Origin of the sequence: Nocardia sp. NPDC059154, from assembly GCF_042755705.1 — a bacterium.
GTDB lineage: Bacteria > Actinomycetota > Actinomycetes > Mycobacteriales > Mycobacteriaceae > Nocardia.
On sequence record NZ_JBHZCS010000040.1, the window covers coordinates 69,683 to 92,105 of the forward strand.

General features: G+C 67.2%; 19 protein-coding genes, 1 tRNA gene and 1 pseudogene. 12 read left to right on the plus strand and 9 right to left on the minus strand.

Annotated elements, in window-relative coordinates; genetic code table 11:
• Window positions 1-7 precede the first annotated feature (7 nt).
• On the minus strand, window positions 8-580 hold the full coding sequence (locus ACFXN1_RS30545; RefSeq protein WP_379441295.1) for a TetR/AcrR family transcriptional regulator: 573 nt from the start codon (window positions 578-580) through the stop codon (window positions 8-10).
• A 77-nt stretch (window positions 581-657) separates the two neighbouring features.
• Here ACFXN1_RS30545 and ACFXN1_RS30550 point away from each other — a divergent pair, with 77 nt between their 5' ends.
• Window positions 658-1,548 (plus strand): SDR family NAD(P)-dependent oxidoreductase, encoded by an 891-nt coding sequence (locus ACFXN1_RS30550; RefSeq protein WP_379441297.1) that lies wholly within the window; start codon window positions 658-660, stop codon window positions 1,546-1,548.
• Between the two features lie 12 nt (window positions 1,549-1,560).
• On the opposite strand, the gene ACFXN1_RS30555 is transcribed toward ACFXN1_RS30550, so the two are convergent.
• The 4 genes from ACFXN1_RS30555 to ACFXN1_RS30570 all read right to left on the minus strand — a co-directional run bounded on the left by ACFXN1_RS30555 (window position 1,561) and on the right by ACFXN1_RS30570 (window position 5,198).
• Window positions 1,561-2,286: a class I SAM-dependent methyltransferase gene (locus ACFXN1_RS30555; protein ID WP_379441298.1), complete on the minus strand. Its 726-nt coding sequence runs from the start codon at window positions 2,284-2,286 to the stop codon at window positions 1,561-1,563.
• 101 nt (window positions 2,287-2,387) lie between these two features.
• Window positions 2,388-3,494: a DUF4185 domain-containing protein gene (locus ACFXN1_RS30560; protein WP_379441299.1), complete on the minus strand. Its 1,107-nt coding sequence runs from the start codon at window positions 3,492-3,494 to the stop codon at window positions 2,388-2,390.
• Window positions 3,495-3,650: 156 nt separating this feature from the next.
• The gene (locus ACFXN1_RS30565; RefSeq protein WP_379404262.1) at window positions 3,651-4,409 is read right to left on the minus strand and encodes a crotonase/enoyl-CoA hydratase family protein; all 759 of its coding nucleotides are present in this window, start codon (window positions 4,407-4,409) and stop codon (window positions 3,651-3,653) included.
• Window positions 4,410-4,418: 9 nt separating this feature from the next.
• On the minus strand, window positions 4,419-5,198 hold the full coding sequence (locus tag ACFXN1_RS30570; RefSeq protein ID WP_379441301.1) for an alpha/beta fold hydrolase: 780 nt from the start codon (window positions 5,196-5,198) through the stop codon (window positions 4,419-4,421).
• A gap of 103 nt (window positions 5,199-5,301) precedes the next feature.
• Between ACFXN1_RS30570 and ACFXN1_RS30575 the strand changes: the two genes are divergently transcribed.
• The 4 genes from ACFXN1_RS30575 to ACFXN1_RS30590 all read left to right on the plus strand — a co-directional run bounded on the left by ACFXN1_RS30575 (window position 5,302) and on the right by ACFXN1_RS30590 (window position 6,748).
• Window positions 5,302-5,526 carry a hypothetical protein gene (locus ACFXN1_RS30575; RefSeq protein WP_379404266.1) on the plus strand — a complete coding sequence of 75 codons (225 nt, stop codon included), beginning with the start codon at window positions 5,302-5,304 and terminating at the stop codon, window positions 5,524-5,526.
• The gene (locus tag ACFXN1_RS30580) at window positions 5,513-5,809 is read left to right on the plus strand and encodes a hypothetical protein (RefSeq protein ID WP_379441302.1); all 297 of its coding nucleotides are present in this window, start codon (window positions 5,513-5,515) and stop codon (window positions 5,807-5,809) included. The genes ACFXN1_RS30575 and ACFXN1_RS30580 overlap by 14 nt, the downstream gene beginning before the upstream one ends.
• A gap of 50 nt (window positions 5,810-5,859) precedes the next feature.
• Window positions 5,860-6,192, plus strand: coding sequence for a hypothetical protein (locus tag ACFXN1_RS30585; protein WP_354841288.1), 333 nt, complete (start codon window positions 5,860-5,862; stop codon window positions 6,190-6,192).
• 139 nt (window positions 6,193-6,331) lie between these two features.
• On the plus strand, window positions 6,332-6,748 hold the full coding sequence (locus tag ACFXN1_RS30590) for a hypothetical protein (RefSeq protein WP_379404268.1): 417 nt from the start codon (window positions 6,332-6,334) through the stop codon (window positions 6,746-6,748).
• A gap of 71 nt (window positions 6,749-6,819) precedes the next feature.
• Here ACFXN1_RS30590 and ACFXN1_RS30595 read toward each other — a convergent pair.
• A tRNA-Gly gene (locus tag ACFXN1_RS30595) sits at window positions 6,820-6,893 on the minus strand.
• Window positions 6,894-7,191: 298 nt separating this feature from the next.
• Here ACFXN1_RS30595 and ctaD point away from each other — a divergent pair.
• From ctaD to ACFXN1_RS30610, 3 genes are all read left to right on the plus strand, one after another.
• The gene (ctaD, locus tag ACFXN1_RS30600) at window positions 7,192-8,946 is read left to right on the plus strand and encodes a cytochrome c oxidase subunit I (RefSeq protein ID WP_379441303.1); all 1,755 of its coding nucleotides are present in this window, start codon (window positions 7,192-7,194) and stop codon (window positions 8,944-8,946) included.
• A gap of 128 nt (window positions 8,947-9,074) precedes the next feature.
• The gene (dcd, locus tag ACFXN1_RS30605) at window positions 9,075-9,647 is read left to right on the plus strand and encodes a dCTP deaminase (protein WP_379404272.1); all 573 of its coding nucleotides are present in this window, start codon (window positions 9,075-9,077) and stop codon (window positions 9,645-9,647) included.
• Between the two features lie 180 nt (window positions 9,648-9,827).
• Window positions 9,828-11,234, plus strand: coding sequence for an Hsp70 family protein (locus ACFXN1_RS30610; RefSeq protein WP_379441305.1), 1,407 nt, complete (start codon window positions 9,828-9,830; stop codon window positions 11,232-11,234).
• A 119-nt stretch (window positions 11,235-11,353) separates the two neighbouring features.
• Here the strand turns inward: ACFXN1_RS30610 and ACFXN1_RS30615 are convergent, their stop codons facing one another.
• Entirely contained in the window at window positions 11,354-11,803 is a 450-nt protein-coding gene (locus ACFXN1_RS30615; RefSeq protein ID WP_379404276.1) for a hypothetical protein, read from the minus strand.
• A gap of 256 nt (window positions 11,804-12,059) precedes the next feature.
• On the opposite strand from ACFXN1_RS30615, the gene ACFXN1_RS30620 reads away from it, so the two are divergent.
• The 3 genes and pseudogenes from ACFXN1_RS30620 to ACFXN1_RS30630 form a co-directional block, all read left to right on the plus strand.
• The gene (locus tag ACFXN1_RS30620) at window positions 12,060-13,421 is read left to right on the plus strand and encodes an XRE family transcriptional regulator (RefSeq protein WP_379441306.1); all 1,362 of its coding nucleotides are present in this window, start codon (window positions 12,060-12,062) and stop codon (window positions 13,419-13,421) included.
• Window positions 13,422-13,488: 67 nt separating this feature from the next.
• A complete protein-coding gene (locus tag ACFXN1_RS30625; protein WP_379390644.1) occupies window positions 13,489-14,748 on the plus strand; it encodes a pyridoxal phosphate-dependent aminotransferase in 1,260 nt (419 codons plus the stop codon).
• Between the two features lie 585 nt (window positions 14,749-15,333).
• Window positions 15,334-16,626 (plus strand): annotated as a pseudogene (locus ACFXN1_RS30630) (YibE/F family protein); the annotation flags it as partial.
• Between the two features lie 506 nt (window positions 16,627-17,132).
• On the opposite strand, the gene ACFXN1_RS30635 reads toward ACFXN1_RS30630, so the two are convergent.
• Window positions 17,133-17,894, minus strand: coding sequence for a copper homeostasis protein CutC (locus ACFXN1_RS30635; RefSeq protein ID WP_379441308.1), 762 nt, complete (start codon window positions 17,892-17,894; stop codon window positions 17,133-17,135).
• Between the two features lie 206 nt (window positions 17,895-18,100).
• Window positions 18,101-21,304, minus strand: coding sequence for a (Fe-S)-binding protein (locus ACFXN1_RS30640; RefSeq protein WP_379463724.1), 3,204 nt, complete (start codon window positions 21,302-21,304; stop codon window positions 18,101-18,103).
• A gap of 377 nt (window positions 21,305-21,681) precedes the next feature.
• Between ACFXN1_RS30640 and ACFXN1_RS30645 the strand changes: the two genes are divergently transcribed.
• A complete protein-coding gene (locus ACFXN1_RS30645) occupies window positions 21,682-22,395 on the plus strand; it encodes a hypothetical protein (RefSeq protein WP_379443701.1) in 714 nt (237 codons plus the stop codon).
• The last annotated feature ends 28 nt before the right edge of the window (window positions 22,396-22,423 follow it).

Below are 22,423 nucleotides of genomic sequence, written 5' to 3' on the forward strand. Positions count from 1 at the left end.
CACCGGGTCAGCGCGCTCTGCCCATGTAGCCGAGGAGATCGTCGACCAGATCGGCGGGGTCGGCGTGGCCCTTGCCGTTCGCGTCGAGGTGGCCCGAGGAGGCGAGGTCGGCGGCGCCGTGGGCCAGGGCGCGGACCAGTGAGGCCATCCGTTCGGTATCCCCGCCCGGCAGGCTGCCCGCGGCCTGCGCCTGCCCGACCAGGGCGATCAGGGCGTTCTGCGCATTGCGGCCGGTTTCGGCGAGCTCGGGCGTCTCGTCGGCCCAGCGGCCGAAGACGAGCTTGAAGCGGGCGGGGTGCTCGAGCGCCCAGGCGATATAGCCGTGCAGGACCCCGCGCAGCATCTCGACGGGTTCCGGGTGTTCCTGGACGATGCGGGCGAAATCCGTTGCGCGCTCGGATAGTTCGCGGGCGGCGACCGCCGCGAGCAGGGCTTCCTTGTTGGCGAAGTGCTTGTACGGCGCGTTGTGCGAGACGCCCGCGCCATTGCCGACCTCGCGCAGTGTGACGGCCTCGACCCCGCCGGCGTCGAGCAGGCGGAGTGCGGAATCGAGCAGCACGGTGCGAGTGGACGGCGGCATCGGTCCATCGTAGTCGGCGGTTGACAACGTCAACCTGTGCGTTTAGGTTGACGTTGTCAACCTAGGAGGGAGTGGGTATGGACCGGGGAACAACGGCCGTCGTCACGGGCTCGACGAACGGCATCGGAGAAGCGATCGCACGACAGCTGGCCGGCCTGGGAGCGGAAGTGGTGCTGGTCGGGCGGGACCGCGGCCGATTGAACGCCGCACAGCAGCGGATCCGGACGGCCGTTCCGCAGGCCGTGCTGCGAGGCGAACTCGCCGATCTGTCACTGCTGGCCGACGTGCGTCAGCTCGCGGATCGCCTGCGCGACAGCCGAATCGACATTCTGATCAGCAATGCGGCGGTGGTCGCCCACCTCGGCGACCACACGCCCGAGGGCCTGCAGCGCACGCTGGTCACCAACCATCTGGCGCCGTACCTGCTGCTGCGCACGCTCGGCGAGAACCTTGCCGACGCAGGACGATCCGCGCGGCTGGTGGTGGTCGGGGCCTCACCGACGGCCCTGCGGCGAGTGCCCGCCGATCTGGACGATCTGGGTTTCGAGAATGCGCGCGCGCTCGGATTCCCGCCCAGTTTCCGGCCTTTCGTGGCCTACGGGCGCACCAAGAACATGAACGCGATGTTCGTCTACAGCCTGGCCGAGCGTCTGGCGGGCACCGGCGTCACCGTCAACGGCGCGCATCCGGGCATCATCCGGCACACCGGGCTGGGCCGGGAGTCCGCGCGCGGGCTGCTGCGGGCCTTCGCCTGGTCGCAGTGGATCAATCCGATGCTGCCCGGTCCGGATGCCGGGGCGGACACCCCGGTCTGGCTGGCCACCTCGCCGGACCTGAACGGCATCACCGGGCGATTCTTCGTGCGCCGCGAGGATGTTCCGACCGCCGCGCACACCACCGACCCCGACCGCCGCGCACGGTTGTGGGCGGAGAGCGCGCGGCTCACCGGAATTGCGGTCCGCAGCTAGCGCCGGGTGCCGTCAGGAGAGGCCGAGCGCCGGCGGCTGCGGGGCCTCGAGTGCGAGCGGCTCGTCCCGGGGTTCCGGCGCGAGCCTGGTCGCCACCACCAGGGCGTCGATGGCGTCGCGGTCCTCGGTGGGACGGTGCACGCGGTCGGCGATGCGGATGCGGATATCGGGCTCGGCGGGGGACAGGTCGGCGAGGATGTCGGCCGGGGTGAAGGTCCGGGCCGGATCCTGCTCGCCGCCATAGCCTTCCGCCAGGTTCAGGGTGTCATTGCCGATCACCAGCAGGGTGCCCTCGGGGGAGAGCATCTCGGTCGCGCGCAGCAGCAGGGAGCGGCGGTCCGCGGCGGGCAGGTGCAGGAAGGCGAACAGGATGAGCTCGTAGGGTCCGGTGATGCCGGCGGCGTCCAGCTGCATGACATTCGCGTGGATCCAGTGGATGCGCCCGCGCACCGAGCGAGACAGCCGCGAGGCGACGGTCCGGCCCTTGTCGATGCCGGTCTGGGAGAAGTCGACGGCGTCCACCCGCCAGCCGTGGGTGGCCAGCCACAGCGCGTTCCGGCCCTCACCGCACCCCAGGTCCAGCACCCGTGGCAGCTCCGGCTGCGGCTCGCCGATCCCGCCGCCGACCGGCGCCCGCCGCTCCAGCCCGAAGACCTGTTCGACCACCGTGGCATTCGGAGGTGCGCCCCACACCAATTCGGTATTGGCGTAGTGCTCGTCCCATTCGGCGGCATCCATGGGGACGAGTCTATGAGCTGTGCGCCGAGACGAGTTCGGCCGCGAACGCGGAGGCGTTCGCGGCCGAGTGTCTCATCGGGGTTTCCCGAGAATTGAGTTTTCTACAGCGTGGTGTGCATCAGCAGCACGTTGTACTGGCTGTGGACCGTGGTGAGGAAGTACAGGTCACGCCCGGTCTGGTACGGGAAGATGTACGGCGCGTACGCCGTCGGCAGTTCCCGCGTGTCGATGAGCACCGACGGTGCGCTCCAAGGACCTTCGGGACTCGGCGAGGTGTACATGACCACCGAGTTCCACGGATCCGTGGTGAGCATGACGTACTGGCCCAGGTAGTCGTTCCACTGCACCGACATCTCCGCCACGCCGCCGCCGATCACCGGCTGCGCCGCATTGACGTCCTTCTGCCACTTGCCGCCGTCCCAGTACTCGTACGCGCCCATATCGGTGACCGCCCCTTCTGGGACGCGGGCGACGTATGCCGGGTGGTTGCGGCCGGATGCGGTGCCGAACTCGTAGAGGAACCCGTCGCGCTTGACGAAGGCGTTCATCTGGAAGTTCGCGTTGCCGCCGTCGTCGGGGCGGCGGGTGGCGGGCAGCTCCACCCAGTTCTCGCCGTTGTCGCCGGACACCGCGAGGCTGGAGTAGTTGGTGGTCCACTCGCCCACGTCGTCCCAGCTCTTCACCGACATCAGGCTCATGAACTGGGTGCCGCCGACCGAGATGCCCGCGGTGGGGATGCGGCTGATCTCGATGAACGGGATCTTCGGGCTGGGGATCAGATCCCGCGCCTGGCCGAAGATGTCGCGCACCACCGAGTCGAAGTAGATGCCGTTCGCAGGGTCCTGGGTGTGTGAGCGCAGCAGGATGTTCGAACGCCACGCCCAGGTGCTGCCGACCAGCAGATTCGGCAGGCCCAGGCCGGCGGTGTCACCGAAGGCGGTGAGCATCTCGCCGTTCCCGTCGTCCCACATGATGCCCAGGTCGGTCCCGAGCACGTTGTAGGTCTGGGTGTTGTTGGGGCTGGCCATTCCGGTGACCTGGAAGACCGCCTTGGTGCGGCCCGGCAGCTGCGGCAAACCGTTCGAGCCGTTCAGCACCGGAATCGGGTTGATTGCATTCGGATTGGCTGCAGCCGGCATGGTCACGGTAAGGAGCAAGGCCGTGGCACCTGCTATCGCGGAAAGCAGCAGCGGGGCGGTCTTGGTCAATGCGGTGCTTCCTCCGGGTCTCGCCGAATAATGCGCGGACCACACCGTATGTGACGGGCCGCACAATGCGTTCGACTCGTTGGCAAAGTGTGAAAATGCTAACAGCCATACCCGAAATTCGGGGCTTGCAAACCGGTTTATTTGCCGTGAATTGGCTTACTTTCCATTCCTACCATGCTCGAGCGCCTGCTTCAGGATGAGCGGCAGCTGCGTGGCGCGTTCCACGGCCAGGGTCCGGCGCACCGACGCGTGCCAGGAGCGGTCGAACAGTTTCTTGGCGCTCGCCACCGCCTGCGGGGAGCGGGCGGCGATGCGGTCGGCCAGTTTCTCGGCGGCCGCGCGCGGGTCGGCGGTGACCTCGGTGACCAGGCCGATGCGCGCGGCGTAGGCGGCGTCGACCGGATCGGCGGTCATGGTGAGCAGCAGCGCCTGGTCGAGGCCGATGAGCCGGGACAGGGTGGCCGCGCCGGTCATGTCCGGGATCAGCCCGTGCTTGGCCTCCATGACCGCGAACTCCGAATCCGGTGTGACGAACCGGAAGTCGGCGGCCAGCGCGATCTGTAGTCCGCCGCCGTAGCAGCGCCCGTGCACCACGGCGATCACCGGCTGCGGCAGTCGCCGCCAGGCCCAGCAGGCCTCCTGGAAGGTATTGGTGCCGCGCCAGGGCAGCGGGACGAAGTTGCGCACCACGTCCAGCGGGTTGCCCATGGCCTTGGCGATATCCAGACCGGAGCTGAAGCTGGGTCCGTTGCCCGACAGGATTACGGCGCGAATGTCGGAGCGCTTCCCGATGATCCCGGCGACCCGGACCAGCTCGTTCAGCATGTCGATGGTCAGGCCGTTGTGCTTGTCCGGCCGGTCCAGGGCCACGTACGCCCGGTCGCCGTCGAAGGTGAGGGAAACGTTGTGGCTCACGGTCTTTCCTTATCCGAGCTGGTCCAGGAGCAGGCGCGCACAGCCGGCCGGATCGTCGAAGAAGGGCGTATGGCCGCTGCCGTGCAGGGTGACGTGCCGCGCGCCGGGCAGTTCCGCGCGGGCGCGCCGGGACTGCGTGGCGTACGTGAGCAGAATGTCACGGTTGCCCCAGGCGATGGTGATCGGGATGTCGCCGAGGGCGGTGCGGTCGGGGAGCCGGAAGTCGGTGAAGGAGGCCAGCGCGGCATCGAAGCCCGCCGCGCCGAGCAGGCCCTCGACGGTGTCCACGGCCACCTGGGCGTCGATCGCCCAGGGCTTGCCGAACACCAGCCCGAGGAAAGTGGAACGGCCGACGATGTTTCCGAGCACCGCGGGCACGGCCGGATGCAGCACCCTGGAGAGCTGTTTGGCGCGACCCAGCGCCTGCTGGCACCAAACGCGGCCCGCGGTGTCCCAGAACGCGATGGGGGAGTAGGCGGTGACCGAGCGCGCCAGGCCCCGCGCGGCCAGGTCCAGCACGATGCCGCCGCCCATGGAATTGCCTGCCAGATGCGGATTCTCGATGCCCTCGGCGGCGAGGAAATCGACCAGGGCATCGGCGAGGGTGGAGACGGTGGTGTGCTCGATCGGTGCGCTCTCGCCGAATCCGGGCAGGTCCACCGCGACCACATCGAAGGATTCGGCCAGGGCGCCGATGATCGGCTCCCACACCTGCCAGCGGCTGCCGACGCCGTGCACGAGCACGAGGGGGTCGCCGCTGCCGGTCCGGTGGTGGTTCAACTTCGTCATGCGCGACTCTCCCCTGTCCTGATCCCCTGCGAGTCTCACCCTACAGTCGTTGACGTGTCGCCAACAGGCGGGAAAATTCCGCTCCGGCGGTACGATAAAAGGTATGGCAACCCGGAAAGTGACACTGTCGCTGGACGAGGCGGCCTGGTCCTATGCACAGGACGCCGCCGCCCGCGCAGGCATGTCGCCGTCGGCGTGGATTTCCCGCGCCGCGCGCCGCGAAGCCGTGCGGCTGGGGTGCGGCCCGGTGCCGGACCCGGTCGAACTCGCCGCGGCCGACGAGGCGGAACAGCTCGCCGCCGAAAAGGAGCTGCGTGCGCAGGGGTGAACTCTGGGTCTACCACCCGCACGGCACCACCCGAACCCGCACCATCATCCTCATCTCGAGCGACGGCATCAACGAGTCGCCGCGCCCCTGGCTGATCGCCGCCGAGGTCGAGACCGGGGATCCCCGGGACATCCTGGCCGTGCCCATTCCCGGCCACGGCTGGGTCCACGCCGGCAATCTGGGCCGCATCTATCGGGGCTGGTTGGAGCGTCGCATCGCCGAAGTCGACAGCGAAACGGCCGAGCGAATCGACACAGCGCTGCGCGCCGCCATGGATCTGTGAGAGGGTGCCTGCGGCAGTTCTCCCGTCGAACCTCGAGAGTAGAGGCACCAGTGCGCATTTCCTTGTTGGCCGCCGCGCTCGTCGCGCTTCCCCTGCTGGCCGCGTGCGGCGGCAGCGGCGACAAGCCCGCCGATGTCACCCAGGCTGATGTGTCCAAATCCCTGCAGGCCGGTGGTCTCGAAGCCAAGTTCGCCGACTGCGCCGCGAAAGTCTTCGTGGACCAGGGTATTTCGCAGGACGGACTGCGTCGCATGATCAAGAACGACGCCAAGTCCGGCAATGTGACGGACATGGAGTCGGCCGGCATGAGCAAGGACGACACGGACAAGGCGCAGGCCGCGGCCACCAAGATCGTGACCGCCTGCATGCAGTCGGCGCAGTAGCGCCCCCGTCACCGCGGTAGCGCGATCGCCAGGGGCCTTGGTGGCCCGCGGTTTTCGATCTCCGCTTGTTAACTCCCGGGTGCCGGTGTGCAATCTCAGCATCGACCGGGATCGGCCCGGCGTCCGGGAGGGATCACAAATGCGGAAATTCGTTGTCGTGGTGGCGCTGCTGGCGCTGCCGCTGCTGTCCGCGTGCAGCAATGACCAGCAATCGGCCACCCCCGCCACCACGACCGCGGTGACGGCCACCTCGGCGGCCGCGACCAGCGTGTCCGGCGCGCCCACCACCTCGGCGGGGGCGACCACCAGCCCGGGCGGCAGCGCGCTGACCGCCGAGCAGATCTCGAAAGCCTTGCAGGACAAGGGCAAACTCAGTCAGCCGACCGCGGACTGTGTCGCCAATATCTACCTTCAGGAAGGCCTGTCGGACAGCGGCATCCAGAAGATCATCGACAGCGCCAACGGCACCAACCCGGCCAAGGTCAGCCTCGGCACCGAGGATCTGATCAAGGCGGGCAAGGCCACCAAGCGAATCGCCACGGAGTGCGTCAAGTAGCGCGATGACATGCGGAAAGTCCTGCTGTGACATGCAAAAGGCCCCCGTCCGTCGGACGGGGGCCTTTCACATGGAGCCGGTGACGGGAATCGAACCCGCAATTCGACCTTGGGAAGGTAGCGTGTTGCCACTACACCACACCGGCGCGGTCCTGCTTGCGCACGCGACTCTATCAGACCACTTCTCACCCGGTGCAAATTCTCGGATCTCCTCGCAGGTCGCGGGCGAGTGAGCGCAGGTGTGTCCGGCCCCCGGGTTCCCCGTGTCAGGGGCGACGCGCCGAAGATCGCGGAGCTCTTTCGCAGAAGCAGCTGGTTCCGCCTACGGGCGGTCGTAGACTGGCCCGCAGGGTCGAAAACCCGTCCACCACAGGAAGTTTGGATGCGCTGAACGTTAGCTGAAGCGTGCGCTCGGTGCTCCTGCTCGGCGGTCGAGGAGGACGTATGACCGCGGTGCCCGCTCGTGAAGTTCCCGAGCTCGAACCCGTGCGGCCATTTCCACGGCGGATGGGGCCCCAGGGGTCGTATCTGTGGAAGGCCATCACCACCACCGATCCCAAAATGCTCGGGAACATGTACCTGTTCACCGCCATGGCGTTCTTCCTGGTCGGCGGCCTGATGGCGCTGCTGATGCGGACGGAGCTGGCGCGGCCGGGCATGCAGTTCCTGACGCCGGAACAGTTCAACCAGCTGTTCACCATGCACGGCACCATCATGCTGCTGTTCTATGCGACGCCCATCGTCTTCGGATTCGCCAATGCGGTGCTGCCGCTCCAGATCGGCGCGCCGGATGTCGCCTTTCCGCGGTTGAACGCGCTCAGCTACTGGCTCTACCTGTTCGGGGCCACCATGGCGACCGCCGGATTCATCACGCCGGGCGGCGCGGCGGACTTCGGCTGGACCGCCTACACCCCGCTCAGCCTGGCCGAACACGCGCCGGGCGTGGGCGCGGACCTGTGGATCATGGGCGTGGCGGTGTCCGGCGTCGGCACCATCCTGGGCGGGGTCAATATGATCACCACGGTCATCTGCCTGCGCTGCCCCGGCATGACCATGTGGCGCATGCCCATCTTCACCTGGAACATCCTGGTCACGAGTGTGCTTGTGCTGCTGGCGTTTCCGATCCTCACCGCGGCGCTCATGGGCCTGGAGGTGGACCGGCACCTGGGCGGGCACATCTACGACTCGGCCAATGGCGGGGTCATCCTCTACCAGCATCTGTTCTGGTTCTTCGGGCATCCCGAGGTCTATATCGTGGCGCTGCCGTTCTTCGGCATCGTGACCGAGATCTTCCCGGTTTTCAGCCGCAAACCGCTGTTCGGCTACACCACGCTGGTGTACGCGACGCTGGCCATCGGCGCGCTGTCCATCGCGGTGTGGGCACACCACATGTACGCGACGGGATCGGTGCTGCTGCCGTTCTTCTCGTTCATGACCTTCCTCATCGCGGTGCCGACGGGGGTGAAGTTCTTCAACTGGGTCGGCACCATGTGGCGCGGGCAGCTGACCTTCGAGACACCCATGCTGTTCTCGGTGGGCTTCCTGGTGACATTCCTGTTCGGCGGGCTCTCGGGCGTCATCCTGGCCTCGCCGCCGCTGGACTTCCACGTCTCGGACACGTATTTCGTTGTGGCGCATTTCCATTACGTGCTGTTCGGCACCATCGTGTTCGCCACCTTCGCCGGCATCTACTTCTGGTTCCCCAAGATGACCGGGCGGCTGCTGGACGAACGGCTCGGGAAACTGCATTTCTGGACCACGTTCCTGGGTTTCCACACCACGTTCCTGGTGCAGCACTGGCTGGGTAACCAGGGCATGCCGCGCCGCTACGCGGATTACCTGCCGAGCGACGGATTCACCACGCTCAATACCATTTCCACCATCGGCTCGTTCATCCTCGGATTCTCGATGGTCACGTTCGTGTGGAATGTCTTCAAGAGCTACCGCTACGGCGAAGTGGTGACCGTCGACGACCCGTGGGGTTACGGCAATTCCCTGGAATGGGCCACCACCTGCCCACCACCCCGGCACAACTTCTACGAACTGCCGCGCATCCGCTCCGAGCGCCCGGCATTCGAACTGCATTACCCGCACATGGTCCCCCGCATGCGCGCCGAGGCCCACGCCACCTGGGGACTGCGTAAACCGAAACAGGTCATCGAGGTGTCCACGCAGGAAAACCCGCCGGTAGAGTACTGAAAGTTCGCGGCCCGTCTCGTTCTGGACTGAGCGGAGCGACGGAGCGCAGCGGAGGAGCGGAGGGAGGGAAGAACGAGACCTTGGGGGCCGCGAACCGCCCGGAGCGAAGCGGAGGGCAAAATGGCACAGTGCTGCTTAGTGATCGCGACATCCGTAAGGAAATCGCCAATGGACGTCTCGGGGTCGAGCCGTTCGACGAGAAGCTGGTGCAGCCGTCGAGTATCGATGTGCGGCTGGACAGTCTCTTCCGGGTGTTCAACAACACCCGCTACACGCATATCGATCCGGCGCAGCGGCAGGACGAGCTGACCACCCTGGTGGAACCCGCCGCGGGGGAGCCGTTCGTGCTGCATCCCGGCGAATTCGTGCTCGGCTCCACGCTCGAGGTGTGCTCGCTGCCCGACGATCTGGCCGGCCGGCTGGAGGGCAAGTCCAGCCTGGGCCGCCTGGGCCTGCTGACCCACTCCACCGCGGGCTTCATCGATCCCGGATTCAGCGGGCACATCACGCTGGAACTGTCGAATGTGGCGAACCTGCCGATCACCCTGTGGCCCGGCATGAAAATCGGGCAGCTGTGTCTTATCCGGCTCACCAGTCCGGCCGAGCACCCGTACGGCAGTGCCGCGGCGGGCTCGAAATATCAGGGTCAGCGGGGGCCGACACCGTCGCGGGCCTATCTGAATTTTCCCGTGTCCAAGTGAGTTGCATTACGGGGTAGCGGTTTCGACCCGGCGCTCGGCGTAATTCGGCCGCTGCCTGGACAGTTGACCGTCGTCCGTGGCGCGAATACGCCGTCCGATGGGCGGGTACGCGGGTGTACGGATGGCCCGGTACGTCGTAAGGTGGCGACGACGGGTGTGTGTCGACGAGATGGGCAGCGGATGAGTTCGGTTCTGGGAGTTTCGGTGGGGGCGGGCGCGGTTCGCGTCGCACGTCCGTTCACCGGCGATTCCGCCGAACAGGCCGCACGCAATTTCGGCGCGCCCCCGCAGCAGCGATACGCCCGGGCCCGCAGCGGATTCGACGGCCCGCCGGACGCGTTCGATGTGCAGGCGGTGCCGGTCGGCGAACGCCGGGTCGACGAGCTGGTCGCCGACGCGGTCGGGGCGGTGCTCGCCGCGGATTCGCGGATCAGCGCCACCGCCATCGCCTACCGGGACGAGAATCACGCGCGGGCCATCCGGGCCGAGCTGGCGCGGCGGCAGTTCACCAATTACGAGCTGGTGCCCGACGTGGTGGCGGCGCTGGAATTCCTCGAATACTCCGGGGAGCTGCAGGGTTTCGGCACCGTCGCGCTCTATGACCTAGGCGCGTCCGGGTTGTCGGTGACGGTCGTCGATACCGGCACCCGGCAGGTCTGCTTCAGCGAACGCACCAGCGATATCAGCGGCGACTACCTCGACGCGCTGATCCGCGAACAGCAGATCGCCTCCGGGCGAATCGCACATCCGCCGGACCACACCGGGCTCATCGCGCTCGACAAGCTCTGCCGCGAGGCCAAGGAGCAGCTCTCCAGCAGCAGCGCGGTGGCACTGCCCTCCACCGAGGGCCTGGTGCTGCTGTCGCAGGAGAACTTCGAGGCCCTCATCATGCTGGCCGTCGAATCCTCCGCACGCATGACGCGCGATGTCATCCTGCGCTCCGAGCAGCCGGTGCAGGCGGTCGCCCTGCTCGGCGGCTGCGCCCAGATTCCGCTGGTGGCAAAGGTTTTGCGACGCTGGCTGGGCGTCCCCGTCATCGTCCCGGCCGCCCCCGACACCGTGGTCACCCGCGGCGCGGCCATGCTGGCCCGCCCGGTCCTGCACCGGCCTGCACCCGCGCCGTTCCCCACCGCCCCGCGCGAGGACGCCGTACCCACACCCTCGGAGCCCAGCCAGTCCTGGCCGGCCCACCCGGGTGCGGCGGAGAAATTCGGCCGCCGCCGTGAGGTCAGCCTGGCCGGCGTCGCCGTCGGCGCGCTCGTCGTGGTGGCCGCCATCGGCATCACCCTCGGCTGGGGATCCCAAGTCCTGACCCATGATTCGCAGCGCCAGGACGCCGTCACCAGCTCGGTCCCGGCCAGCACCACCCGCCCCGCCACCGAACCCGCGGCCGCGTCGCCCACCACCACCGACGCCACCAACGAGTCCCTGGCCGCACCTCAGCCTCACATCTACACCACCACCACCGAGGCGCCCACCACCACGCCCGGCCCGAACACCATCACGATCATCCCGGGCCTCCCACCCGTGGTCGTTCCCACCCTCCCCCCGCTCTTCCCCCCGGCCCCGCCCCAGCAGGCGCGCTGACGTCCTTCGCTCCCCGTCGAGCCCGAAAGCCGTTGTGGGTCAGACTCATCGAAAAGAGCCGAGTCCGCCCCGTCGACTGCCAGGAGGGGCGGACTCGGTGGTGCGAGGACCGGCTGCGTTCAGTCCTCGCTTTCCGCTCCCACCGCCAGAGCTGTCGTGATGATCGCCGACAGGGGTGGGAGTTCGGAATCACGTGCGGGTGGCGTCACCCAGTGGCAGCCCTCGCGCGTCCAGCGGCCGAGGCCGGTGGGGAGCATGACCGCGCTGCCGATGGCCGGAATGCCGATATCGAGCCGGTTGAGCGCCATCATGATCTGGTCGCCGGGCCGCGAATCCGGTTCGGCCAGAAAGCTCCAGCGAATCTGCCGGGCCAGCATGGGCCCGCCGCAGCGTTGCTGTTGCAGTGCGCCGCGCACCATTTCGGCCCGCGCGACCGGTAGGTGTAGCACCCCGATCTGCGCGGTGACGGGAAGCATGACGAATCCGCCGCGTTCGATGACCGGCAGCCCGAACTCGTGCCGGTAGTAGGAAACCCAGTCTTCGACTGTTCTGAGCCTGTCCGCGTTCACGTCCCCGCCTCCTTCCCCCGGTCACCAGGGTCGCCTGCCGGGTGCCACGGTGAGAACGCCCGTACACCCGCATTCCGCTGCCTTTCCGCCGCCACTATTACCGGTGCGTATAACGCCTGGTACCGAGAAGGTTTCGGATGTGGTCGCGGCCACTTTCCGCTCGTACCCTGGAGTTCGGAGTTCGTTCGGAAGGGATGGCACCGTGGTCCGGCACTGGTCAGGCAAAGAGGCCCGGGCCCTCCGCGATGCCAAACGCATGAGTATCCGGGAGTTCGCCGCCCACCTGGGTGTGCACGAACGACTGGTCTCGAAATGGGAGGCCGGGGGCGATCGGGTGCATCCCCGCCCCATCAATCAGGCCGCCCTCGATACTTCCCTTGCCAGGTCCGACGATGTTGTGCGGGCACGGTTCGCGGCCTTGATCGACCAGCCCTTGATCGACCGCCCCGCCGTTCCCGGTTTCGATGTGCGCCAAGGCGGTTCCGAGTTTCGGAGCGGGATGCCGGCGCAGGCCAGTTATTCCAGCGACGCGGAACTGCTGGCACTCGTCGATACGGGTGCGATGAGGGGCGATGCGTTAGCGGCGATTTCGGAGAGGGATCTGATCATGGCGGCTGCTCACGAAGCAAGCGAGCACGCGGGGAGGGCCGAGGGCACCAATGTGGGTGCGACCCTGCTGGAACAGCTCGATGCGGATGTCACGCGCATCGCCAACGATTACGTACACATGCCGCCGGTGCCGATGATGGTGGAGATGCTGCGGGTGCGGCGTCGGGTCTACCGGTTGCTGGAAGGCCATCAGCGTCCGTCCGATACGGCGCACCTGTACCTTTTGGCGGGCACCCTGTCCGGTCTGCTGGCGAATGCCAGTACGGATCTGGGCTATTTCGACGCGGCCGGTGAACAGGCAAGGGCCGCTTGGGCTTACGCCGAACTGTGCGAGCACGATCCGCTGCGCGCCTGGACCCGCGGCATGCAGGCGCTCATCGAGTACCGGTCCGAGCGGCCGCGCCGCGCGGTCCTGCTGGCCCAGAGCGGCCAGCGCTACGCCGAATCCGCGACCTCGCGGGTGCGGCTGCTGAACATCGAGGCCCGCATCTGGTCGCGGCTGGGCAGCACCGCCGACACCGAGCGCTGCATCCGCGCCGCCGACGACGCCCGCGACAGCGAATCCAGCGACAACCTGCACGACGACGTCGGCGGCGTGTTCGGGTTCGACCAGCCCAAGAGCCACTACTACGCCGGCGCCACCTATATCCATCTGGGCCAGGCCGAGCCCGCCCTGGACGCCACCAGCCGGGCCATCGACCTGTACGTGAACGGCCCGACCGACAAGCGCTCCTACGGCGCGGAGTCGCTGGCCCGGGTGGACAATGCGGCCGCCCACCTGATCAACGGCAGCCTCGACGGCGCCGCTGCCGCCCTGGAGCCGGTGCTGGAACTGGACGAGGACAAGCGGATCGCGCAGTTGGAGGAACGGCTCAGCGCGGTGCGCCAGCGGCTGGCCGGCCCGGAGTTCCGGGACGCCGGTGAAGCGCAGGACCTGGACGAGAGGATCGAGGACTTCTGCGGCTCCACCGCCGCCCGCAGCGTGCTGCCGCCCGATACCTCGAGGTAGCCGCCCCGCTACCGTCCGGTAGTCCTGTGCTGGACACGAAGAAACCTGGTTGCGGGCGAATGGCACCATTAACGGGGTGAGCCCATCGAGTCACCTTCCGCATCGGTCCCCCCGCGTCCTGGAACAGTCCACCAAACTCCAGAACGTGCTCTACGAGATCCGGGGTCCGGTACACGCACACGCGGCACGGTTGGAGGCCGAGGGGCACCGGATTCTGAAGCTGAACATCGGCAATCCCGCGCCGTTCGGATTCGACGCACCCGACGTCATCATGCGCGACATGATCGCGGCGCTGCCCTACGCGCAGGGCTACTCGGAGTCGAAGGGCATCCTGCCGGCGCGGCGGGCCATCTTCACCCGCTACGAATTGGTGCCCGGCTTCCCGGAATTCGATGTGGACGACGTCTACCTGGGCAACGGCGTCTCCGAGCTGATCACCATCGTCATGCAGGCGCTGCTCGACAATGGCGACGAGGTGCTCATCCCCGCGCCGGACTATCCGCTGTGGACGGCCATGACCTCGCTCGCGGGCGGCACCCCGGTGCACTACCTGTGCGACGAGTCCAATGGCTGGCAGCCGGACATCGCCGACATGGAATCCAAGATCACCGACAAGACCAAGGCGATTGTCGTGATCAACCCCAACAACCCCACCGGCGCGGTGTACTCCGCCGAGGTGCTGCAGCAGGTGGTGGACCTGGCCCGCAAACATCAGCTGCTGCTGCTGGCCGACGAGATCTACGACAAGATCCTCTACGACGGCGCCAAGCACGTCTCGCTGGCGACGCTCGCCCCGGACCTGCTGTGCCTCACCTTCAACGGCCTGTCCAAGGCGTACCGGGTGGCGGGCTACCGCTCGGGCTGGCTGGTCATCACCGGTCCCAAGGATCACGCGGGCGGCTTCCTGGAGGGCATCGACCTGCTGGCCTCCACCCGACTGTGCCCGAATGTGCCCGCGCAGCATGCCATTCAGGTGGCGCTGGGCGGACATCAGAGCATCGACGATCTGGTGCTGCCGGGCGGGCGGCTGCTCGAGCAGCGGGATGTGGCCTGGGAGAAGCTCAATACCATTCCGGGCGTCTCGTGCGTGAAGCCCACCGGCGCGCTGTACGCGTTCCCGCGGCTGGACCCGGAAGTCCATGAGATCCACGACGATTCGAAGCTGGTGCTGGATCTGCTGCTGCAGGAGAAGATCCTGATGGTGCAGGGGACAGGGTTCAACTGGCCGCACCATGACCACTTGCGCATCGTCACGCTGCCCTGGGCCCGCGATCTCTCGGTCGCCATCGAGCGATTCGGGAACTTCCTCGCGAGCTATCGCCAGTAATTCCAGCCGGAAATTCTCGACCACCGAGTACGCGCGGGGTACGGTGGGGTACCGGCGCGCCTTCGCGAACACCTGGTCTGACCTGCGGTTATTCGGTCTTGTCCGCCCGTGGACACTCCTGCTCGGGGTGGATGGCGCGGGTGAGACCCTGGCTAAAACAAACCGCTGGTACGAAAAAGTTGGGTTTTTAGAGACTTAGCTAGCGCAAAGAACCGTCTTTTGTGTACAGTGGTCCTCGGCACTCAGGTGCCCGGCCGGACCGCCTACCCCCCCTGGGCCGTCCGGCCCTGGTTAGCCGGCCTACCCCCCCTGGGCCGCTGACCCGGGCGGCGGAGACATCCCCCTGCTCTCCGCCGCCCCTCCCGCTCCCCCGCCTCCCCGAGTGTTTAGCGGACAGCTTGGAGCCGTTGTCGGTTTCGCATCCGTGCCTGCGTTGGAAGCCGAGATGATTTTGGGGGTACCCGGTGAGTTACCCCGAACGTTGCGAAATCAGTTGTCGCCTTGGGGATCGGGAAGAAACCTTCGTTTGACGGGCGGGGCGAACCTCTCAGCATGTCAGGAATGGTTTTCGTTTAGGCTCTGCGGGTGAGCGATCACCAGCACTCTCATCACCATCATCATGACCACTCCGGACCCATTGCTATTGGGACGAATGCGGGCCGTGTCGTTGTCGCGCTATTGGCGGTGATCGGGGTGGCGGTGGTTGTTGGGCTGGTTTGGCTTTGGCCTAGTTCTCAGCACATCGATATTCCGTTGCCCATGCAGAACGGGGGCGGGGGTGCGGTGCACTCCGAGGCGGGGACCGTGGTCAAGCAGGATCTCGGGCCCTGTGGGGATGTGTCGAACGGGAAGGTTTTCACTGTCGAGCCGGAGTTGCTCGCGGCGGCTCAGCGGCAGTGTGCGCGGAGTGTGATCTCGATCGATTCGGGGGCGGACAAGGGCAGTTGGACGGTCTTCGTCAATTCGCCTACGCCGGATCAGCCGAATTTGAGTGTGGGGGACAAGATTCGGATTGTGCCGCAGGCGGCGCCGAAGACGCCGCAGGATCCGGGTGGGGCGACGCTGTACTCGTTCGATGATTTCGCGCGTGGGTTGCCGTTGAGCATCATCGGGATCGTTTTCGCGGTGGTCATCATCGCGGTGGCGCGGTGGCGGGGGTTGCGGGCGTTGATCGGGCTCGTCATCGCATTCGGGGTGCTGGTGATGTTCCTGCTGCCGGCGCTGCTGGACGGGAAGCCGGCGATACCGGTGGCGTTGGTCGCGGGGGCGGTGATCCTCTACTCCGTGTTGTATCTGGCGCACGGGGTGAATCTGCGCACCAGTTCGGCATTGCTGGGGACGCTGACCTCGATGGTGCTGGCGGCGGTGCTGTCCTGGGTGTCGTTGAAGGTCACCCATCTCACCGGGTTGTCCGAAGAGCAGAACACCAATGTCGCCGCCTACATCCAGCACGTGAGCATTACCGGGCTGCTACTGGCCGGATTCATCATCGGCTCGCTCGGTGTGCTCAACGATGTCACCATCACCCAGGCCTCGGCCGCCTTCGAGCTGGCGGCGCTGGACCAGCAGGCCAACCGCCGCAGCATCTTCTCCGCGGCCATGCGGGTCGGCCGGGACCATATCGCCAGTACCGTCTACACCCTGGTGCTCGCCTACGCCGGTGGGGCGCTGCCGCTGCTGCTGCTGTTCAGCGTGGCCGGACGGCCCATGCGGGACGTGCTGACCGGCGACGCGGTGGGCATCGAGATCGCGCGGTCGGCGGTCGGCGGCATCGCGCTGGCCCTGTCGGTGCCGCTCACCACCGCCATCGCGGTACTGCTGGCCCGGCCGCTGGGTGCCAAGCCGGCCGAGGTGCGCGCGGGTGCGGGCGCCAAGCGGACGCGAAGTGCGGGGGCGCAACGGAATACGCCGCGCCGCGCGGGTGGGCCGCGCACCGGATCCCGGCCCGCGATGCGTAGTGCCGGCGAGTACGCCTCGGGATCGCAACCTGTGGTGCGCCGAGGTGCTCAGCAGAGCGGACCGTACAGCGGGGAGCAACAGGCCGTGCCGAGAACCGGTGCACAACAGCGGGATTCGTGGACCGGGGAACAGCCGGTGGCGCGAACCGGCGCCCAGCCCGGTGTGTCCGGTGGGAGTGAGCCGCCGACAGTGCCGAGAACCGGTGTGGTGCAGCCGAATCCGAATCCGCCGGAGGAGCGGCAGTACACGACCTCGTCGTGGTTCAATCCGAGCGAGCCGTGGTCGGATTCGGGAACGCGGGGCCAGGCCCGGCAGCAGGATCAGGGGTGGCAGCAGGATCAGGGCTTCTCCGATGATCAGGGATGGCCGCCCGAGCCGCCGCGTGGCGGACGGCACTCCCGGTCCTGATTTCTGGGCGGCGACCGTCAGTGTGTGTTCCGCGCCGCCTCACAGAGCGCCGATACGCCGTCGGCGTCCGTGGCGAAATGATCGAAGCCACTGGGCACTCCGAATTCGGCGAAGGAGACCTCGGAGTCGGACTGCGGGCGGCCGGGCACCGGAATGCGCACGGCCGCATGCAGATCGCGGGTTCCGGTCAGCTCGATCACCCGGCGGGCATTGTCGGCCCGCAGGCCGCCGCAGGCCATCACGTCGATGCGGCCGTCGGCCAGCGTCACCAGCCGGCCGATCAGGGCCGCGCCGTCGAGCACCGACTCCTGGCGCCCCGAGGTGAGCAACCGGGTGAAGCCCAGCTCCAGCAATTGGTCGAAACCCGCATACGGATCCGCGCACACATCGAACGCGCGGTGGAAGGTGACCTCCAGCTCGTCCGCGACGGCCAGCAGCTCGGTATTGGCGGCCGGGTCGACATGGCCGTCCTCGTCGAGGACTCCGATCACCACCCCGTGCGCACCCGCCGCCCGCACCCGCTCGATATCGGTGCGCATCAGTGCCACCTCGTCGGCCGAGTAGCGGAAATCGCCCGGTCGCGGCCGGATCAGCACGTGCACCTGGGTATGTCCCGCCGCCTCGACCGCCGCCTCGATGAGCGCCGGCCCGGGTGTGAGTCCCCCGACCGTGAGCCCCGTACACAATTCCACCCGTGCGGCCCCCGCCTGTTCGGCGATCCGGACCCCGTCCAGAGACTCCACCCCGATCTCGACCCGCACCGCCCGCGCATCCGTCATACCTTGCAGTATGGCGAACTCCGGCCCCTCATGTTGCCTGAGATTAGCCAACGGGCTGCGAATGGCCCGTGAATTGCCGCCGCAGCGCCCCGGCGAATCGGCGCGAACGGGCTGGTACGCGGCGGGAACGACGAAGGCGGCGCTACCGGGTTGGTAGCGCCGCCCTCGTCAATCAGGTTCGGCTGCCCGCTGTTTCGGGCCGGGGCCTAGTTCTTCCGGCCCGGAGCCTTCATGCCCGACTTGAAGCCGAGGCCACCCGGCTTGGCGGCGGGCGGCTTGGCCGCGCCATTGCCCTCCGAGGTGCCATTGCCCTCCGTCGCGGCCGGAGCGGCGGGCTCGGCGGCCGGAGCCGGAGCGGCCTCGGCCGGAGCCGAATCCGACGGAGCCGCAGGCGCTTCCGGAGCCGGAGCGGCGGCCGGGGCCGCAGCGCCGGGAGCCTTCGGGCCGGGGCGCTTGAGGCCGGACTTCATGGCCAGACCCTTGGGCGCGATGGACGGCTTGGCCTCGGCGACCGGAGCCGCAGCCTCGGTGGCCGGGGCGGCAACCGCGGTGGCCGGGGCGGCGGCCTCCACGGTCTCGGCCGCGGTGGCGGGCTTGGCGCCCGGCGCCTTGGCGGCGCCCTTCATCTGCAGACCCTTGCCACCGGGGGCCTTGAGCCCGCCCTTCATGGCCAGCCCGCCCGGCTTGGCAGCCGGAGCCGCCGGAGCCTCCGCAACGACCTCTGCGGCAGGGGTCTCGGTGGGAGCCGCAGCGGCGGAAGCGGATTCGGCGGCGGGAGCCTTCGCACCCGGCGCCTTCAGACCGCCCTTCATCTGCAAACCCTTGCCGGGAGCCTTCGCGCCGCCCTTCATGCCCAGGCCCTTGACCGGTGCCGGAGCCGCGGTCGCCTCGGACGCGGCCTCGGCGGCAGGTGCAGCCTCGGCCGGAGCGGCGGCCGGGGCGGCGGCCTTCGCGCCCGGGGCGGCGGCCTTCGCGCCCGGGGCCTTGAGTCCGCCCTTCATGGCCAGACCCTTACCACCGGGAGCCTTCGCGCCGCCCTTCATGCCCAGACCGCCACCGGCCGGAGCAGCCTTCGGCGCAGCCTCGGTGGGAGCCGCCACCGCGGCTTCGGCCTTGACCGGCTCGGGCACCGAAACCGGTTCGGGCTCTTCGACCTTCGGTGCCTGCACAACCTTCAGGTTCTCGGTCAGCGTCGCGGCCTCGACACGGTTGATGGACTGCAGCATCAACTGCGCCACATCCACGACCTCGACACCCTGGCCGACCTCGCCGCCGTCCTTGCGGGCGGTCACACCATCGGTCAGCATCACCCGGCAGAACGGGCAACCCGTCGCGATCATCGACGGCTCGTTACCGCCCTTGAGCGTGTCCAGGGCCTCATCGACGCGGTCGATGTTGATGCGCTTACCGAGCTGCTCTTCCATCCACATCCGCGCACCACCCGCACCACAGCACATGGAACGCTCGGCGTGACGCGGCATCTCGACCAACGTCGAACCCGAGGCCTCCATCAACTCACGCGGCGCGTTGTAGATCTTGTTGTGCCGGCCCAGATAGCACGGGTCGTGATAGGTCACGTTCTGCGCCACCGGCGACACCGGCACCAACGCCTTGCCCCGCACCAGACGGTTCAGCAACTGCGTGTGATGCACCACCTCATAGGTGCCACCGACCTGCGGGTACTCGTTGTTGAGCGCGTTGAAACAGTGCGCACACGTGACCACGATCTTCTTCTTGGCCTGCTCCACACCGTCGAACACCGAGTTCAACAACTCGATGTTCTGCATCGCCAACTGCTGGAACAAGAACTCGTTACCCGCACGACGCGCCGAGTCACCGGTACAGGTCTCCTCCTGACCCAGCACCATGAACTTCACACCCGCCGTCGCCAACAACTCCGCGACGGCCTTGGTCGTCTTCTTCGCCCGATCCTCATACGCACCCGCGCAGCCGACCCAGAACAGATACTCATACCCGTCGAAGGAATCCGCATCGCGACCGAACACCGGGATCTCGAAGTCCACCTCCGAGATCCAGTTCAGCCGGTCCTTGGCGTTCTGACCCCACGGGTTGCCCTTGTTCTCCAGATTCTTGAACAACCCCGCCAGCTCGGAAGGGAACTCCGACTCGATCAGCACCTGGTAACGGCGCATATCGATGATGTGATCGACATGTTCGATGTCCACCGGGCACTGCTCCACACACGCACCACAGGTCGTGCACGACCACAACACCTCGGGATCGATGATGCCGTTGACATCCTCGCCACCGACCAGCGGACGCTCCGCCTCCGCACGCGCCGCCTCCGAGACCCGGGCCAACGCACGCTCGTCCGGCTTGCCGTCGGCGTCGACCAGGCCGATCTCCTCGCCGCCCATGTCCTTACGGCCACCAGCGAGCAGGTACGGGGCCTTCGCGTAACCATGATCACGCAGCGACATGATCAACAACTTCGGCGACAACGGCTTACCGGTATTCCAGGCCGGGCACTGCGACTGACAACGACCACACTCGGTACACGTGGTGACGTCGAGGATGTCCTTCCAGGAGAAGTCCTCGAACTTGCCGACGCCGAAGGTGTCGTTGTCCGGGTCCGCGGTCTCCATCTCGATCGGCTTACCGTTCGACATCATCGGCTTGGCCGCACCGAGAGCGACGTCACCGTCGGCCTCACGCTTGAAATAGATGTTCGGGAAGGCGGCGAACCGGTGCCACGCCACACCCCAGGTGACATTGCGGCCGACCAGCAGCAGGAAGGTCGCGCCGGAGACCAGCTTGATGAACGCGAAGATCGACACCATGATCACCGAGTCGGGCAGCAGCTTGGCCACCTGCTCGGTGAAGAAATCGCTCCAGGTGTGGGATTCGTGGTAGGTGGCGATCTTGCCGGCCTTCACGAAGGTCATGCCCAGGCCCTCGACGAGGACGATCGCCTCGATGACGTACGCGGGTGCGAACCGGGAACCGCTGAACCGGGACAGCCGCTGCGGCACGCGCGGGTGATTCAGCTGGCGGATGACGATCAGCACCAGAATGCCGATCACCGTGCCGATGCCGAGGATCTCGTCCACCAGGTGGTAGATGCCCCAGGATCCGACGATGGGCCAGTGGAATTCGGGGTCGAAGATCTGGCCGTACGCCTCGAACCACAGGATGAACCCGGCGAGGAAGCCGATCATGACGAGCCAGTGGGCCCAGCCGACCGTGCGGAATTTGTTCATGCGCGTGTGCGCGAGGAATTCCACGATCATGGTCTTGAAACGGGGGAAGAATGGCCGCCAGCGATCGGGTGCGGACTGCCCGACCATGACGGTGCGCGCGATGTTCCGCACACCTCCGATGAACGATGCCCAACAGAAGACTGTGAACACCGCCCCAATCGTGCCCAGCGTCACTGTCAGGGCATTCATGTCGCGACCTCTCTTACGGTTCTACGAGCGTCTTGCGAGGCAGCCTGGTTCCGCCTCGAGTTGCTCGTATCCTAATGGACGGTAAGTTACCCGTCGGTAACTTAGCTGTCCAGGGTTTCCCACACCGTAAATCCCGGCAAATCGGTGCGGTAACCAAGGGCAGGCTTACTCGCGAAACGCGGTGTCCAGCAGAAAGAAACGGATCTCGCAAATCGTAGGGTGATCGACTAGGCTCACGCTGTCCAACAGCTGTGCGCGTCTTCACATGCTCGGGGAGGACTCGTCCTAGCGCGTGGCATGGCCCGAGGGAAGCCGGGCCTCGCGTGGCGAAGAAGCGCACAGCGGATATACCTCATGACGGATTGGATACCAACCGAATGAAGCTTCGCAGTACCACTGCGGCTGCTGCCCTGGTCATCGGCGCAATGACCGTCGGGATGACGACCGCCCACGCCGACGACGCTCCCGCACAGGCTGCTGGAATCAACTACTCCACCAAGCTGGTCGACGGCAAGACGATCGTCTCCACCCTGAAGAACGGCACCTTCGAGCTCGCCCAGCAGGACGGGGCGACGCCCGAGGACCCGAAGGTCACGGTGGTGAACGTCAAGGACCAGCAGGGTGCGACAGCCATCTCCTTCCCGCTGAAGTTCGACGCCGACGGCACCGACATCCCGGTGAAGTCCGAGGTCAAGGACGACGGCAAGGTGCTCGAGGTGGTCCCGGAGAAGCCGGACAACTTCCAGCCCGGCACCACCGTGCTCGCCGCCAAGCCGATCGCCTCGGCGTCGGAGAACCAGTCGGCGATGAGCTACTTCTCCACCCAGTTCGGCCTGGCCGTCGGCATCGGCAGCTTCGTGGGCACCGCGCTCGGCGCGCTCATCGGTTGCGTCGTGACCATCGTGGCCGGATGCGTTCCGGGCCTGGTGGCCGGCGCCGGCATCGGCGGCATCCTCGGCACCATCGCCGCGGGTGGCCCGACTCTGGTCGCCGCTGGTATCGACCTCCTGCAGACGCTGCAGGCTCCGGACGGCACCACGAAGTGGGCAGCTACCACGACCCCTGCTCCGGCACCGGTCACTCAGAACTGAGAACTGCGGGGGTCTCGGCCTCCGCGCA

Excerpts from the sequence above, each read along its gene's own strand:
- ACFXN1_RS30640 (WP_379463724.1), bottom strand. The coding sequence starts at position 21,304 with ATGAATGCCCTGACAGTGACGCTGGGCACGATTGGGGCGGTGTTCACA.
- ACFXN1_RS30545 (WP_379441295.1), bottom strand. The coding sequence starts at position 580 with ATGCCGCCGTCCACTCGCACCGTGCTGCTCGATTCCGCACTCCGCCTG.
- ACFXN1_RS30620 (WP_379441306.1), top strand. The coding sequence starts at position 12,060 with ATGAGTATCCGGGAGTTCGCCGCCCACCTGGGTGTGCACGAACGACTG.
- ACFXN1_RS30635 (WP_379441308.1), bottom strand. The coding sequence starts at position 17,894 with ATGACGGATGCGCGGGCGGTGCGGGTCGAGATCGGGGTGGAGTCTCTG.
- ACFXN1_RS30550 (WP_379441297.1), top strand. The coding sequence starts at position 658 with ATGGACCGGGGAACAACGGCCGTCGTCACGGGCTCGACGAACGGCATC.
- ACFXN1_RS30575 (WP_379404266.1), top strand. The coding sequence starts at position 5,302 with ATGGCAACCCGGAAAGTGACACTGTCGCTGGACGAGGCGGCCTGGTCC.
- ACFXN1_RS30610 (WP_379441305.1), top strand. The coding sequence starts at position 9,828 with ATGAGTTCGGTTCTGGGAGTTTCGGTGGGGGCGGGCGCGGTTCGCGTC.
- ACFXN1_RS30590 (WP_379404268.1), top strand. The coding sequence starts at position 6,332 with ATGCGGAAATTCGTTGTCGTGGTGGCGCTGCTGGCGCTGCCGCTGCTG.
- ctaD (WP_379441303.1), top strand. The coding sequence starts at position 7,192 with ATGACCGCGGTGCCCGCTCGTGAAGTTCCCGAGCTCGAACCCGTGCGG.
- ACFXN1_RS30645 (WP_379443701.1), top strand. The coding sequence starts at position 21,682 with ATGAAGCTTCGCAGTACCACTGCGGCTGCTGCCCTGGTCATCGGCGCA.
- ACFXN1_RS30555 (WP_379441298.1), bottom strand. The coding sequence starts at position 2,286 with ATGGATGCCGCCGAATGGGACGAGCACTACGCCAATACCGAATTGGTG.
- ACFXN1_RS30570 (WP_379441301.1), bottom strand. The coding sequence starts at position 5,198 with ATGACGAAGTTGAACCACCACCGGACCGGCAGCGGCGACCCCCTCGTG.